Annotated in this window: 13 protein-coding genes; 1 reads left to right on the forward strand and 12 read right to left on the reverse strand. The window is 39.7% G+C overall.

The window, feature by feature from the left end; genetic code table 11:
• Positions 1–17 precede the first annotated feature (17 nt).
• The 7 genes from J2S11_RS17460 to J2S11_RS17490 all read right to left on the reverse strand — a co-directional run bounded on the left by J2S11_RS17460 (position 18) and on the right by J2S11_RS17490 (position 9,821).
• On the reverse strand, positions 18–1,697 hold the full coding sequence (locus tag J2S11_RS17460; RefSeq protein ID WP_307396720.1) for a glycerol-3-phosphate dehydrogenase/oxidase: 1,680 nt from the start codon (positions 1,695–1,697) through the stop codon (positions 18–20).
• 248 nt (positions 1,698–1,945) lie between these two features.
• Positions 1,946–2,803 carry a tryptophan 2,3-dioxygenase gene (gene kynA / locus J2S11_RS17465; protein ID WP_307396723.1) on the reverse strand — a complete coding sequence of 286 codons (858 nt, stop codon included), beginning with the start codon at positions 2,801–2,803 and terminating at the stop codon, positions 1,946–1,948.
• Positions 2,804–2,885: 82 nt separating this feature from the next.
• Positions 2,886–3,545 (reverse strand): arylformamidase, encoded by a 660-nt coding sequence (gene kynB, locus J2S11_RS17470; RefSeq protein WP_307396725.1) that lies wholly within the window; start codon positions 3,543–3,545, stop codon positions 2,886–2,888.
• Position 3,546: 1 nt separating this feature from the next.
• Positions 3,547–4,830 (reverse strand): kynureninase, encoded by a 1,284-nt coding sequence (gene kynU / locus J2S11_RS17475; RefSeq protein WP_307396727.1) that lies wholly within the window; start codon positions 4,828–4,830, stop codon positions 3,547–3,549.
• A 103-nt stretch (positions 4,831–4,933) separates the two neighbouring features.
• A complete protein-coding gene (gene rarD / locus J2S11_RS17480; RefSeq protein ID WP_307396729.1) occupies positions 4,934–5,878 on the reverse strand; it encodes an EamA family transporter RarD in 945 nt (314 codons plus the stop codon).
• A 149-nt stretch (positions 5,879–6,027) separates the two neighbouring features.
• Positions 6,028–7,959 carry an ABC-F family ATP-binding cassette domain-containing protein gene (locus tag J2S11_RS17485; protein ID WP_307396731.1) on the reverse strand — a complete coding sequence of 644 codons (1,932 nt, stop codon included), beginning with the start codon at positions 7,957–7,959 and terminating at the stop codon, positions 6,028–6,030.
• 161 nt (positions 7,960–8,120) lie between these two features.
• A complete protein-coding gene (locus tag J2S11_RS17490) occupies positions 8,121–9,821 on the reverse strand; it encodes a M3 family oligoendopeptidase (RefSeq protein ID WP_307396733.1) in 1,701 nt (566 codons plus the stop codon).
• 418 nt (positions 9,822–10,239) lie between these two features.
• On the opposite strand from J2S11_RS17490, the gene J2S11_RS17495 reads away from it, so the two are divergent.
• The gene (locus J2S11_RS17495) at positions 10,240–10,725 is read left to right on the forward strand and encodes a CarD family transcriptional regulator (protein ID WP_307396734.1); all 486 of its coding nucleotides are present in this window, start codon (positions 10,240–10,242) and stop codon (positions 10,723–10,725) included.
• 186 nt (positions 10,726–10,911) lie between these two features.
• On the opposite strand, the gene J2S11_RS17500 is transcribed toward J2S11_RS17495, so the two are convergent.
• The 5 genes from J2S11_RS17500 to J2S11_RS17520 all read right to left on the reverse strand — a co-directional run bounded on the left by J2S11_RS17500 (position 10,912) and on the right by J2S11_RS17520 (position 16,304).
• Positions 10,912–11,898, reverse strand: coding sequence for a Gfo/Idh/MocA family protein (locus J2S11_RS17500; protein ID WP_307396736.1), 987 nt, complete (start codon positions 11,896–11,898; stop codon positions 10,912–10,914).
• An 89-nt stretch (positions 11,899–11,987) separates the two neighbouring features.
• A complete protein-coding gene (locus J2S11_RS17505; protein WP_307396738.1) occupies positions 11,988–12,968 on the reverse strand; it encodes a DMT family transporter in 981 nt (326 codons plus the stop codon).
• Between the two features lie 70 nt (positions 12,969–13,038).
• A complete protein-coding gene (locus J2S11_RS17510; RefSeq protein ID WP_307396740.1) occupies positions 13,039–13,803 on the reverse strand; it encodes a YheC/YheD family protein in 765 nt (254 codons plus the stop codon).
• 196 nt (positions 13,804–13,999) lie between these two features.
• Positions 14,000–14,266: a phosphocarrier protein HPr gene (locus tag J2S11_RS17515; RefSeq protein WP_307396742.1), complete on the reverse strand. Its 267-nt coding sequence runs from the start codon at positions 14,264–14,266 to the stop codon at positions 14,000–14,002.
• 100 nt (positions 14,267–14,366) lie between these two features.
• Positions 14,367–16,304, reverse strand: coding sequence for a PTS fructose transporter subunit IIABC (locus tag J2S11_RS17520; RefSeq protein WP_307396744.1), 1,938 nt, complete (start codon positions 16,302–16,304; stop codon positions 14,367–14,369).
• Positions 16,305–16,319: the final 15 nt, after the last annotated feature.

Consider the following 16,319-nt stretch of genomic DNA (forward strand, 5'->3'; position numbering starts at 1 on the left):
ACCCTTCATATCACCATTTACTCCTCATCACTTGCTATAGGCTGTTGCGCATGAAGAATATACAGATCAAGCTTTTCAGTGTAATTCTGCAGCTCTGTTTCTTTCCAATTTAAGTAGTAGGCCATACAAGCAATAACCTGCTCCTTCCATTTTCTTACCGATTGGATATCAAAGAATAAAGCTCCTGTTCTGCGAATAAAATAGTCCTCTGGTTTCATAACCATTTCATATTTCATTCCATATAAAAGAGAAAAGAAAAGATCACGTGGAAGATTGAAACGGGTAGCGTCGTGCGCTTCATTTTTCAATTGAAAAATGAGATCGATATTTGATCCATAAAGCTTGGCTAACCACTCTCCTTCTTCCTTAGAAAATCCATAGCTTTCAGCCTCTTCCGATTTCTGCTCAACAAAACGAGTAAATAGAGCTGATCCTCCTACGTCTCCTCCTGAAAGCGGCAATGTCTTCGTTCTACAGCTTATGTATTCAGAAGCTCCTTCCTCTTTTAGCTGCTTCATAACTAGGTCAACAATCATTTCAGCCATTTTTCGATATCCCGTTAGCTTCCCACCGGCTATCGATAGCAATCCAGAGGGTGAGGTCCATATTTCATCCTTTCTTGATATCTCTGAAGCGGATTTCCCCTCCTCAAAAATAAGCGGGCGGACTCCAGCCCAACTAGATTCTACATCCTCTAGCTTTACCTGCACCTCGGGGAACATATAATGAATAGCTTCTAAGATGTAGTCCCTATCTTCTATAGTCATTTTTGGCTGTACAGGATCACCGTTATAAAACGTATCCGTTGTTCCTACATACGTTTTCCCGGCACGTGGTATAGCAAAAACCATTCTTCCATCTGGTGTGTCAAAATACACAGCCTGCTTCAAAGGAAGCTTACTTTGATCAACGACGAGATGAACTCCTTTTGTCAGCTTAAGTGTTTTACCCGTTTTAGAACGATCAATATCACGTACATCGTCAACCCATGGGCCAGCCGCATTGATGATTTTTTTTGCCTTCACTGTGTATTCCTTGTCAGATATTACATCCTTGATTTTAACTCCTACTGCCTTGTCATGCTCATATACAAAACCCGTAACTTCAGCATAATTTATAGCTTTAGCTCCGTGATCCACTGCTTCCTTGATGACTTCCATTGTTAGACGCGCATCATCTGTTTTATATTCCACATAATAGCCGCTTCCTTTTAACCCCTGCTTTTTAATCAGAGGTACTTTATTCAGGGTTTCTTCTATAGAAAGCATTTTTCTACGTTCGGATTTCTTCACCCCTGCAAGAAAATCATACATTCGAAGACCGATGGAGGAGCTGAATTTGCCAAAGGTACCGTTCTCATAAATAGGGAGCAGCATCCATTCTGGTGTCGTTACATGAGGGGCATTTTCATAAACAATAGCTCTTTCCTTTCCTACCTCAGCTACCAAACGAATTTCAAATTGTTTTAGATATCGGAGCCCACCATGAACTAGTTTTGTGGAACGGCTGGATGTTCCTGCAGCAAAATCCTGCATATCCACCTGCGCTACGCTTAAGCCCCTAGTTGCTGCATCTAAGGCAATCCCCGCTCCAGTAATTCCCCCACCAATGATAAAGAGATCATGGACACTCCTTGCCATACTCTCTAATAATTCCGTCCGCTTTGTGCTTGAAAATTCTTTTACCAAAGCTTTCATTCCTCATTCCTCCTCACCTTATGACTGAGATAATAGAAGTATATGTACCTTCATAATCATACAATGCTACCTTGCAAAGAATGACTAAATAAAGTCTATGAAAACACAAAATAAATAAAAGAAGAGACCCCAAAACACCAAGCTTGTTCGCTTTTGTGAAATGTGGTCTCTCCTTATCATCTCCAACCGATATTATGAACTTAATTCAAGTATATCACATGTATCACTTATATGAGAATACGTTTATTTTAAAGCTCCGTACGAATATCCCAAAGCTCTGGAAAGAAACGCTGATCCAAAACCTTCTTTAAATATTGCACACCAGATGAACCGCCTGTTCCTGTTTTAAAGCCAATAATACGTTCCACGGTTTTCATATGACGAAAACGCCATTGCTGTAGCCAATCCTCAATATCCACTAGCTTTTCAGCAAGCTCATATAAATCCCAATTTTGATCTACTTGTTTATACACGGCTAGCCATGCCTCTTTGACGCTAGCATTCCCTTCATATGCTTTAGAGTAATCTCGATTGAGTACCTCACTGTCAATAGAAAATCCAGCTTTAGCTAAAGCTTGAATAGCAACATCATATAAGCCCGGTGCGTGATAGGCCTCAGTTAAAACCTCTAGGAGCTTAGGATCTTTTTCATAGATTTTTAACACATGTGGTGTCTTATAGCCAAGAGCAAATTCGATTAAGCGGTATTGATAGGATTGAAAGCCCGAAGCCTGACCCAAATGATCTCTAAACTCCATGTATTCTGATGGCGTAAGGGTAGATAAAACATCCCAAGCTTGGATGATTTGATTTTGAATTTTTGATACTCTTGCTAATTGTTTAAAGGAGGTTGATAAGTCATCTCTTTTAATAGATTCAATGGCCGCTTTCGTTTCGTGAAGAATAAGCTTCATCCACAGCTCACTGACCTGGTGGATAATAATGAACAGCATTTCATCGTGATGATCCGAAAGTCGCTTTTGACCTGAAAGGATTTGATCTAGTTGCAAATAGTCTCCATACGTCATGTTTTGAAGAAAGTCTGTGTGAATATTGGACTCATTTTCTGTTGGTGATACATGCTTTTGGCGATTACGCTCCGTCATATGATTGCTCCTTTTACGCTTAAATTGATTCATTCACATAGTGATTTGTTCAAACTACCCTATTAGTAGAATCCTTTTCATTTTAAAGGGGCTTTACTACAGCTCGAACAGGACTACCATCTCCATCCTGAATAGCTAGAGGTAGAGCAATTAAAAGGTAGTCACCAAGGGAAAGCTGATCCAGCATCACATTTTCTAGGATATGGACTCCATTTTGGTGTAAGGCATGATGCCCCTCAAGCTCTTTGCTGTCTAATGCATCTACAGAAGGACAATCTAGCCCTACGAGACGTATCCCTTTCTCCCCAAGATAAGCAGCCCCATCCTTTGTAAAATGCGGGATGGAATCTGGAAAGCTATTCGGGTTATTAGGTAGCTTTGTTCTAATTAATAGTCTAGTAACCCCATTAAGGTCATGTGAAGATAGAGCATCAGCATTAATGAACTCAGAATCACCTATATCAATAAGCCGACAAGGACCAATATATAGATTAAGGTCCAGTTCATGAATCTTTGCTCCCTCATTTAAAAAGTGAAAAGGCGCATCTACATGTGTACCAGAATGTAAGCTTGTTGTCATCCTTCCTACATTGACAGAGCCCGTTTGCTCCTTAGTAGCAAATGTATAGGAAAATGAAGTATCTCCTGGCCAATGGGCAAGCTTATTACTTAGTGGCTGAGAAATGTCTATCCACCCTTGTTCAAAATTGCTTTGACTTGTTGAATGAGATCCATTGCTCATTTTATGCGACAACTCCTCGCTTATTTTCAAATTTTTTATATTTTTCTTCCTTCATGATTTCTTTCAGCTTCTGAATCGTAAGCCATACATCTTGATAGGAATTATATAAGGCAACAGGAGCAAGCCTAATGCCATTAGGAGAACGAAAATCTGGAATGATCTGCTCCTCCTTTAGAGCCTTACAAATCCTTGCTGCTTCAGGATGTACTAGGAAAAGGTGCCCTCCTCTATTTTCAGAGTTCAGAGGACTTTTCAATTCAAAGCCATACGACCCCAACTCATGCTCAATAAGCTGCTGCATATACTCATTTAATGCTATAGACTTCTTTCGAACCTTCTTAATTCCCGCTTCATTAAAAAGCTCTAACGATCCAATTAGGGGAGCCATACTAAGTAAGTGTGGAGTACCCATCTGAAAAGCACCAGCATGCTCAGCAGGTGTAAGCTGATGCTCCATGTCAAATTGCTTATCCTTGCGTGAACCAAACCAGCCCGTTAACCCTGGAATCCTTCCAAAATGTTTAGCGTTAACATACAAGCCTCCTACAGCTCCAGGTCCCCCATTTAAATGCTTGTATGTGCACCAAAAAGCAAAGTCTACCCCCCAGTCGCTGAGCTGATGCGGAATAGAACCAATAGAATGACAAAGGTCGAATCCTATTAAAATACCCCGTTTGTGGGCCTCCTTAGTTAATCGTTCCATATCCAAAATTTGTCCACTACGATATAGAATACTTGGTAATACAATCACAGCTACGTCTTCGTTCATAACGGCAATAATATCCTCTTCATTAAGTAGGTGCCCATCTACGCTTGGAGCCTTCACAAGATACGCATCAGGATCATACCCTTTCAGCTTTAATTGACTTTGTAGGGCGTAAATATCTGTAGGAAAAGCTAGATCATCCGCTAAAATTTTATTACGTTCCTTCGTTGGCTGATAGAAGGTAGCGACAAGCTGATGCAAATTTGATGTTGTTGATCCCGTAACGATGACCTCTTCAGCTTTCGCCCCTACTAAAGGAGCCATTTTACCTCCAAGAGCCTCCGGTAAATAAAACCATGGATCATCGCCTTCCGTCCATCCATCAATCCCGTTCTGCTTCCATGTATCTAATACTTCTAATAGCGATTTCTCAGCTCTTTTTGATAGTAAACCAAGGGAATTTCCATCTAAATAGATTTGCCCACTTTGTATGTAAAACTCATTACGATAGGGAGCTAGTTCATCCTGTTTATCCAACTCTAAGGCATAGTCTAGCGTATACTGAACATGACCAGACATGTAATCCCTCCTCTTTTATGATTATTCCTACAAGGTATAAACACCTTTTTCGTTCTGTTAGTTTCTCATTTTTCTTGCCTTAATCAATTAAACATCAACCTAATCAATTGAGAGTACGATTTTTCCTCCTTTGATAAGCCTTAGCCGGCTCAAGCTTCTTCATCCAGCTCGTATTAGCCACACTAAAAATAATGAGAGCTGTCCAAATAAATGAAAATGCGATTAGGTGTGTTTTAGTAAAAGACTCTTGATAGATAAAAACCCCTATCAAAAGCTGAAGAGTTGGTGCAATATATTGTAAAAACCCTATTAAGGATAATGGAATTCTCCTTGCACCACTAGCAAATAACAATAAAGGAATAGCAGTCACCGCACCAGAAGCCATAAGAAAGAATGTAGTCCAACCACCTAAGGTAGTAAAGCTACCAGATCCGCCTACCTGAAGCCAGACAACAAATACAAGAGCAACTGGTGTCATCATCAGAGTTTCGATCGTTAAGCCCGTCATGGCACCTAAATTTGTTAGCTTTTTTGCTAGTCCGTATAAAGCAAATGTAATAGCTAGTAGAAAAGCTATCCAAGGAAAGGAACCATAACCAAACGTTAAAATAAGAACACCTATAAGGGCTAGAGTAAAGGAGATCATCTGCCAGAAGGATAATTTTTCCTTCAACACTAAAATCCCTAATAAAACACTTAGTAGTGGGTTAATATAGTAGCCTAAGCTCGTTTCTACTATCTGTCCTGAATTGACGGCATAAATGTAGATAAACCAATTTAAGCTAATGAGTATTGAGGCTAACAAAACCCCTAGTAAAACCTTCTTTTTTGCTAGGATAGCTTTACCTTCCGAAAGAAAGGACTTTCCTTTTCCTAGTACAAGCAGAATCATGAGTACAAATACAAATGACCATACTACGCGATGAGCTAGTACCTCTAGATCAGGGACGTGATCAACCGTCTTCCAGAAGATAGGGAGTAATCCCCAAGCAACAAAAGCCCCAATCCCAAACCATGTGCCAATTAATATCTCTTTTCTCTCTTGCACTCCATGCTCACCTTCTCTTTATCTAGGGTATGATACTTTAAAGTATTTCCGGGGCAAGCGCATAAACTGACAGCATGACAGAAGCTTATAGAAAAAACGACCTCTCCCTTTGCTGAACGATGTAAAAATTCATCGTGGCATGTACATCCTTAACGCGTCTTTCTCTTTTCTATTTCCTCGATTAGCATGGAAAGCTCTGTCCATCTCTCCATAGCTTGCTCTAGCTCCTCTGTTACTTTAGTCTGCTCCTCATAAAGCTCGTTCACCTTCATGCTATCACTTCCAGCTTGGATAATTTCCTGTTCAAGCTGCTCCAGCCTTTGCTCTAACTCAGTAATAACACTTTCAATTTGATCCCATTCTTTCTGTTCCTTAAAGCTTAGCTTAAGCTTTACAGGTGGAGCCTGCTCATACTCTACCTTCTGAGTCTGCTTCTTTAATTCCCGTCGATCAGCCTCAAGTAGCTCTTTCCTCTCTTTACTAGCTTCCAGATACTCAGAATAACTCCCCATAAAAGAGTGTAAGGAATTTTGCCCATGAGTATCCTTTTCAAATGTAATCAGCTCATCTACAACGCGATCTAGGAAATACCGATCATGTGAAACAGTAATCACAACTCCAGAAAATTGCTCTAAATAATCCTCTAGGACAGACAGAGTTTGTATATCTAAATCATTGGTCGGCTCATCTAAAAAGAGTACATTAGGCTGCTGCATCAAGACCTGCAACAAATATAATCGTCTTTTCTCACCACCAGAAAGCCTTTGTATATAGTTCCATTGTGATGGACGAGGGAACAAAAATCGCTCAAGCATTTGTTCAGCAGAAACAGCTACACCGTCAGCTGTATGAATCACCTCAGCTACCTCACGGACGTACTCAATAACCCTTAGACTTTCATCCATCTCCACATTTTCCTGTGTATAATAGCCGATTTTAACCGTTTCACCAACATCGAGTTGTCCTTCATCCGTTTCTATCCGACCTGCCATTATGTTTAAGAGCGTTGTTTTACCACTCCCATTTGGCCCCACAATCCCTAGTCGTTGCTTAGGAGTCACAAGATAGCTGAATGGAGTAAATAGTGGTTTACCTGCAAATGAAACACCTATTTCTTTAAGCTCAAGTACTTTTTTACCTAAACGAGCTGAGCCAATATTCATCTCTACAGGATCGTTGATCTCCTTACCCTTCTGCTCTTGGAGCTGCTCCGCTCGCTGTATACGCGCTTTTTGCTTAGTCGTTCTGGCCTTTGCCCCTCGTTTTAGCCAAGCAAGCTCTCGTCTTAACAGATTTTGACGCTTACTTTCGGAAGCAGCCTCCCTATCCTCACGCTCAGCCTTTTTCTCCAAAAACACCTCATAATTCCCTTCGTAGACATACAGATCACCATGATCTAACTCGAAGATATGATTCGTCACACGATTAAGAAAGTACCGATCATGGGTAACAAGTAACAGAGCACCAGGATATTGACTTAAATATCCCTCAAGCCATTCAATCGTTTCATGATCTAAATGGTTCGTAGGCTCATCAAGCAGTAATAGGTCAGCTGGTGAAATGAGCGCTTTCGCCAAAGCTACCCTTTTCTTTTGTCCACCTGAAAGCTCCTGTATCTTCTTTTCAAAATCTGTAATTCCTAGCTTGGTCAAAATAGTTTTAGCCTGTGTATTCGCTTCCCAAGCATCAAACTGATCCATCTTCTGCTGCTTTTTAAGCAAGCGTTTAACTTTGTCCTCATTTTCAGGATCTCGCTCAAGCTCTAGTAACGCTTGTTCATACTCTCTTAAAGCCACCATCGTGTCTGAGTCCCCAAAATAGATGTGCTCCAAAACCGTAAGCGCTTCATCTAGCAAAGGTTTTTGGGCTAAATATTCAAGAGTAAAATCCTTAGCATGCTGAAAGGCTCCTTCTTCCACTGAATCTAGCTTAGCTATTACATTAAGTAATGTGGTTTTTCCTGTACCGTTTACACCTATTAACCCTACTCTTTGCTTTTCAGCAAATGAGAAGGAAATGTGATTCAATAGGATTTTATCTCCATACGTTTTATACAATTTTTCAGCTGAAAATATACTCATGGTTTACATCCTAACCTTCTGTTTATTTACTTACGATTGAATGTTTATTCTCCCTTCATTATACACTATCCATGGATGAATTTGCTCTATGACAATCTACTTCAATTCCAAAAAAAAGCCTACTTAGAAAACCACCCTAAGTAGGCTATGCAACTATATCTTTATTTCAGTAATGCTTTATCATCTACGCTATCAAGCCATGTATCAATTTGCTTTACAAATCCTTCAAGACAGCCATCTTCAAAAGGTGATGTAAGACCAGCCTCTTTGACTAGCTCTGTGAAGGACATCGAGCCACCAAGACCACAAAGCTTTACATAACTATCCCACGCCTCTTCCCTATTCTCATGCATCCACGCCCAATATTGAAAAGCACAGATTTGGGCTAAAGTATAATCAATATAATAGAACGGGGAGCCGTAAATATGTCTTTGTTTCTGCCAGAACCCTCCAGCTTCAAGATAATCAAAGCCATCATAGTCCTTGTCAGGAGAGTACTTCTTCTCTATATTCCTCCATGCCGCTTTTCGCTCTGCTGGAGTTGCCTCAGGATGCTCATAAACCCAATGCTGAAACTCATCAACTGAAACACCATATGGTAAAAAGTATAACGCATTGCTCAGGTGAGCAAATTTGTACTTTTCCGCATCTTCTTTAAAGAAGTTTTCCATCCATGGCCATGTGAAATACTCCATGGACATGGAATGAATTTCAGCAGACTCAGACGTTGGGAAGAAATATTCAACTGTATCATGCTTACGGCTTAAATAAACCTGAAACGCATGTCCAGCCTCATGTGTTAGCACATCAATATCTCCGCTTGTGCCGTTAAAGTTAGAGAAGATAAATGGAGACTCATAATCAGCAAAGTATGTACAATACCCGCCAAATTCCTTACCTTCTTTAGCTACTAGATCCATTAAATTTCGATCAAGCATAAATTGAAAGAACTCATTTGTTTCTGGAGAGAGCTCCTTATACATTTGCTTTCCTTGCTCAATAATCCATTCTGGTGAGCCCTTAGGTGAAGGGTTTCCGTTAGTGAAATGGTAGTCCTCATCGTAATACTTTAGCGTATCTACACCAATACGTTCAGCCTGTCTTTTTCTTAGCTTTGTTGTGATCGGGACGATGTACTCCTCAACTTGCTTGCGGAATTTTTTAACCATTTCTGCATCATAATCAACCCGCTTCATCCGATAATAGCCTAGCTCTACAAAGCTATCTAACCCTAATTTATCTGCCATTTGAGCTCTAAGCTTAACCAATTGATCAAAGATCCCATCAAATTCTTCAGCATGATCTACATTGAACTGGAAACGGGCCTCGTTAGCGTTTTTCCTGACCTCACGATCCGAATCCTCGAAAAATGGCGTGAGCTGAGCAATCGTATATTCTCCACCATTAAAGCTGACCTTTGCTGATGCAACAAGCTTGTTATAGTTCGTAACAAGCTTGTTTTCCTCCTGTAGCAAGGGAACAATTTCTGGAGAAAACGCCTTCAATTGTACTTCAACTAAACGGAAAAGCTGTGCTCCCCATCTTTCCTCTAGCTCTTTGCGAAACTTCGCTTCAACGAGTGCTTCATAGAATTTAGATGTGAGATTCAACATCACAGGTGAAATCTCATCCATGACCTCTTGTTCCTTCTTGTAAAACTCGTCATTCACATTGATTGAATGTCGTGCATAGCAAAGCTGTAGCATTGTGTAAAATGTTTTTCGAATCTTATTTATTTCATCAACGGCCTTCATTTGCTGTTCAGCATGATCTGCTGCTTTAAATTGTTCTAGAGTAGCCATAAAATCCTTTTCAATTTGATCCATATCTGGACGCTCATATTTATAATCTTCAAATTTCATAGTACATCCCTCATTTCTGTAGTCTATTTTGAAAAGGCTAGATAAGAATCCTTACAAAGCCTTCACCAGTAATACCTTCAACACTTCCATGTGCCAATCCTTCTTTATTTTAAAGTATTCTTTCAAAAGAAGAAATTAAGGCAAGTGTTAGGTTACATGAGTGTTTTTTTAACGTTTAAGAAAGTATAAAATTTGATAACCTATTTTCTTCAAATTTTATACTTTCTGACGGCAAGAAAAGCTTCCACTAATGATGGACTAGACGACTTCTTCGAGGGGGCTTCGATAGAAGCTTTTCTTATGACATAAATAAGTGAAAGTATATATTTACATCTCTTAATTTATTTGATAAAATTAAAATTTTGTACTTGCTGACAAGTATGGTATGATAAAGAAACTACTAACGGGGGTGACCAGTATGTTCGAAGTTGGAGATAAGATTTTTTATCCTATGCACGGTGCTTGTTTGATTAAAGCTATTGAAGAGAAGGAGCTATTATCAGAAAAACAACTATATTTTATTCTGGATATTCCCTCTCAGAAGTTAAAGATTATGCTGGCTAAGGATAAAATCGATCAGCTAGGCGTTCGTAAGGTAGTAAATGGGAGCACCATTGATCAGGTTTTATCAGAATTCAATCACGGAGAAACCGATTTTACTATAAACTCGAATCTTCGATTTCGTAGCAACATGAATAAAATGAGGACAGGTGATATTCATCAAGGAGCAGAGGTCATTCGTGATTTGATGCGAATCAGCTCAAAAAAATCCCTTCCTTTAGGGGATCAAAATATGTTATCTAATGCAAGAGATTTTTTAGTTAGTGAAATGATACTTGTTTTAGAGATTCCTTTAGATCAAGCGAATGATTTGCTGGATCAAGCTATAAGCAAAGACACCTAGATTAGGCTTTCTCCGTTGAGAACTCTTTTTCTTATCATGAGTCTATTCTCTTCTATCTATAATGATACACTGTTTGGTTCCTAATCTGTTCCTACAAGGAGGAAGGTTTGCTCTACAGGATAGCTGTTTTGCAAACCAAATTCCACCAAATTCAGCCTATTCACTAACGTTACGCATTGTTCAGTTCTAGATAGTGACTCTGACACCTTTCCTCATGGATTCATAGACAGCGTCGATCACTTTCATATTTAAATATGTATTTTCTAAGGAGTAAATCGGGGTAGTACCATCTAATATACACTTAGAGATATGCTCTGCCTGTGCTCTATACTGGTCATGGTCAATCTGCTGAGTTTCCTGCCCTTCATCCGTGTACAAATGAATGCTTCCACCCTCTGGATAAGCATCTGGACGGTAGGCATAAGGAACATGAATACGCCCTTCAGTCCCTATAATTTCATACTCGTTTCTACCACTCATTGTAAAGCTAGTATCAAATACTCCTTTGACATTAGAAGAAAATTGAAGAATTCCATGGGCCGTAAGGTCTACACCATTTTCATTAAAAACAGCTTCTGCCACTACACTTGTTGGTTCCCCAAGGAAATAACGGAAGGAGTTGATCGTATAACAGCCCACATCATACATTGCTCCACCACCAAACTCAGGCTTCATACGAATGTTGTTTTCAGGATCTCTCATTTGAAAGGAGAAAGAGGCTCTCATCATTTGCACATCACCAATTTTCCCTTCATCAATCCATTTCTGCACGGCCTCATGCTGCTGATGAAATCGATACATAAAAGCTTCCATAATGATGACGCCATTGTCAGCACAGGCTTTCTGCATCTCCTTTACCTCAGCTGCTGTTAATCCGGCAGGCTTTTCAACTAAGATATGCTTTTTGGAAGCGGCTGCCTTTAACACCCATTCTTTATGTAAGTGATTCGGAAGTGGAATGTACACAGCATCAATTTCAGGGTCTAGCAGCAATTCTTCATAGCTCGTGTAGGTCTTAGGAATTTGAAGCTCCTTTGCTGCTTCATAGACCTGCTCTCCTCGACTTGCCATGGCTACAACCTCGGTATTGTTGGCACGCTGAATCGCTGGAATAACTAGCTTTCTGCCAATATTTGCGGTACTTAAAATTCCCCATCTTACCTTTTGACTCATTTTTCCCTCTCCTTCTGAGATTGTTATTGTCATTTATTCCATATCCATTATCCTGTTGAAATATCGTCTTCATTACTATGATATACGAATTATGATTTTATGGATATTTCTTTTTCTTTTCTATTCACAATAATAATTCCCAAAATAACTAAGAACAAGGAAATTAGGACATAACCATGCATTCTCTCATTCAATAGCAGAGACGAGAGAAACACACCAAAAACAGGAATTAAAAATAGATATGTCGATATGGAGCCGACCTTATTGTATTTCATCACAGTGTTCCATAAAACAAAGCCTGCTGCTGAAAGAAAGGCTAGATAGAATAAGATTAAGCCAGATGTCCAATCAAACGAAAAAGGAAAAAGTCCTACCTGAGAAGCTCCTATGGCAATAAGACCTGTTGAACCTATGAGCATTTGCACACAGGTCATATAAAAGATATCTAGTTTTTGCGCAGCATTTTTAGCTAGTATATTTCCCATGGCTCCAGCAAACATAGCAAACAATAGAAGAATTTCACCTAGACCTATCGCTAACTTAATTGTACCACCAGTTGAGGAGACTAGAATGACTCCCATAAAGCCAATAAGCATACCCATCACCTTACGAACAGAAAGGTAATCGTTTTTATACATAAAATGAGCAATAATGATTTGAAAAAAAGAGGTCGTTCCCGCTATAATAGAGCCTTGTACCCCTGTGCTGAACCCTAGTCCAATATAGAAAAACACGTATTGCAAAAAGGTTTGGAACAGAGCAATAATAAGTAAGGTACGACCATTGTTTTTCTGCCATGACAATTTTTTCCGCAGCAAAAGCATAAATCCAATAATCAACAGAGAAGCTAAGAAAAAGCGATATCCGGCAAATAAAAGCTGATGAAAGATATCCGTAGAGCCGATATTTAACTGGTCATAGCTCAGTTTTATCATCGGAAAAGCACTACCCCAAAGTAAGGTTGCTCCTGAAGCTGCACATACAATTCCTAGAGGGTGAGTAAAAAAACGTTCTGCAGCAGAACGCTTTTGATCGCGATCTACTTGATTATCACTAGATTCTATAGACATTTTTATGTTGTTCCTTCCATTATTTCATCTGTTGCTGCTTTAGCCTTAACGAATAGAGTGAGAATAGGGCTTACGGTTTGTATCTTCCAATGCTTTTAGCAAATGAAAACATTCGATTATACATTTTTCTATCCATACGTTTGAAAGCGTAAAATTGCGGATGACGAGAATTAACCTCTAATATCCATAGTTTTCCGTTAGCTTCTCTAGCCAAATCAATGCCCATCTGATACATTCCTGGATGCTTTGCATTTAAGGTATGCGCGATTTTCAAGGATAAATCCTTAATGTCCTTCGATGCTTTTTCCCTTCCTTCTTCCATTAGGTTAAGCCGATCATACAATTGATCCATAAGTACCGGTTTTCCACCTTGATAATGATTGGTAACAATTTTATTCACTTTCCCTATCTTGGCCACCATACCCGTGAAAGTCCATGGACCACCAGGTTTTCTTTGCACCATAGAGCGAATATCAAAGGGCTGACCGTTAGCCTTCCCCAAATCGATACCCTGCTGGATAAATAGCTTTTTCTTACTCTGACTATTGATATATCGATGAACTTGATTAATGGTAGAGAAGTATTTATGGACATTCTTACTAGATTTAAGCTCATAGTTATCCGATTTCCTTTGTACCCTAAATATACCTTTTCCAAGAGAACCCACATTAGGTTTTACATAAACACTCTCAAACTGCTGTGTCATACTCCGTAGATTCGGTAGACTATAAGAAACAGCCTTAGGAAGATATGGCTTTATGGCAGTGTCTGATTTTAGATATTGATGAACACGAAGCTTACCTGTAATGCTCCGACTTCTAACCTTGCTTTTCATCCTTCTCACCTCGACCTATTATATGTAAGCCTTGGATTGACAGGAAGTACGGTTGTCTAATTTTTTAAAATATGTCTATGACTACACCTTCTTGCCTACTTAGCTAGCCCGTAAACATTTTTAGATAATGAAGAAAAAACCTCCAACTCCACAGAGTAGTGGCTTGAAGGTTTTATCATCCTCTAGAATTAGGAGGTTACTCTCCTAGGCCTTCTTTTTTCATCGTATCAATAATTCCCTGCATAGCCTCTTCCTCATCATGACCATCTACTGTAATTTTGATCTCAGCTTTATGAGGGACACCAAGAGACATAACACCCATAATCGATTTTAAATTCACAGAGCGTTCCTTATACTCCAAATGAATTTCACTTGAATATCTTCCTACCGCTTGAACGAGTAGAGTAGCTGGTCTAGCGTGAAGACCAGCTTCAGCCGTTATCGTAAATACTTTTTCCTTCATTATCTATTCGATCTCCTTTTATATTCATAATTTCTATCCTGATAACACAACGTTATTGATTTTAATCTATTTAAATCATATCATGATCATTCTCTTAAAGCTATGCTTTCACTTCTTTTTTTAACATTCCTACCATTAGTGCAGTAATCAATGAACCAATTAAAATAGCTAGAACGTAAAGAAGAGGATTTCCTTCGACAATCGGAATAACAAATGCTCCACCATGCGGTGCTGGAAGGCCTATACTAAAGAGCATGCTTAATCCTCCAGCAAGGGCTGACCCAACAATAATAGAAGGAATAACACGACCAGGATCTGCCGCAGCAAAAGGAATAGCTCCTTCTGTAATGAACGTGGCTCCCATGACATAGTTTGTTTTCCCAGCTTCTCTTTCTGCTTTGGTAAATTTCTTTTTAAACATAGTCGTTGCTAACGCTAGTCCAAGTGGCGGAACCATCCCTCCGGCCATAATAGCTGCATGTGGGGCAAATTGACCGGCATCAATCATAGCGATACCGAATGTAAAGGCTGCTTTGTTAATTGGACCACCCATATCTACAGCCATCATTCCCCCTAAAATTAACCCAAGTAAAAGTAGGTTACCTGAACGCATACCACCTAGCCAGCCTTCTAGCATATCATTAAGTGCTTTTACTGGTTCAATGACTACATACAGCATTATAGCTCCAGTAATCAGTATACCAAATAAAGGGAATAACAATACAGGTTTAATTCCTTCTAAGGCCTGTGGTAACCCTTGGAAGGCACGCTTTATTCCAAGAACCAAATACCCTGCTAGGAATCCTGCAATTAATCCACCTAAAAACCCTGCCTCACCCGTCGAAGCCATTAATCCTCCAACCATTCCTGGTGCAAAGCCCGGACGATCAGCAATACTCATGGCTATGAAGCCTGCTAGTACAGGGATCATTAAGCCAAACGCATTTCCACCACCAATTGTCATTAATGCCTCGGCGAGAGGATGATAAGAAGGATGTGAAGGATCAGACGCCTCAATACCAAAGATAAAGGAAATGGCAATTAAGATTCCCCCACCTACTACGAAAGGAAGCATATTAGAAACACCATTCATCAAATGCTTATAAAAGCCTTTCCGTTGACCAGCCTGCTCCTTTTCCTGCCCTTCCTTCCGTTCACTTCCTCCTTGATATACAGGTGCATCCTGCTTTAGGGCTTTCTCAATAAGCTCGGCGGGATTTCGAATCGCTCTAGAAACAGGAACCTCAAGCACATGTTTGCCTTTAAAGTCCTCCATATCTACTTTTGTGTCGGCAGCTACAATAATTGTAGTCGCCTCTTCAATATCTGCACGACTCAGTCTATTTTTAACTCCACCCGATCCGTTCGTTTGTACTTTGATCTCAATACCAAGCTCTTCTGCTTTTGCTTTTAAAGCGTCGGCTGCCATATACGTATGCGCAATACCAGTTGGACACGCCGTTACAGCTACAATTTTCTTTTTACTTGCTCCAGATCCCCCTTTATTCGTTCCTTTTGAAGCGCTTTCTATAGGCTCATTATGAGAACTTGTCTCTTTGTTCTTCTCCTCTTTTTCAAGCCTTACTTCTTCTTGCTTATTAATCGCTTGAATAATCTCTCTTTCACTATTTGCTGCTTCTAGCTCAGCTCTAAAGCTGGTATTCATAAGTAGACTGGATAATCTAGATAACGTTTCTAAATGTGCTTCATTCGCCCCATCTGGTGCTGCAATCATAAAAAACAAGTGACTTGGCTGACCATCCAAAGCTTCATAATCTAGACCAGACCTAGAGCGTCCAAACACAATAGCCGGATGCTTAACAGCGTCTGTTTTAGCGTGTGGAATCGCTATCCCTTCACCAATCCCTGTTGTACTTTGCTTTTCTCTAGCTAGAATAGCTTCTTTAAACTTGGCTGGATTTGAAAGCTTACCTGCAAAATCAAGCTTGTCAATAAGCTCTTGGATGACCTCCTCCTTGCTATTTGATTGTAGATCAAGGATAATCGTAGATTCTTGTAATAAATCAGTAATCTTCATTGCCCTTCTCCTCTC

Source organism: Bacillus horti (assembly GCF_030813115.1).
Taxonomy (GTDB): Bacteria; Bacillota; Bacilli; order Caldalkalibacillales; family JCM-10596; genus Bacillus_CH; species Bacillus_CH horti.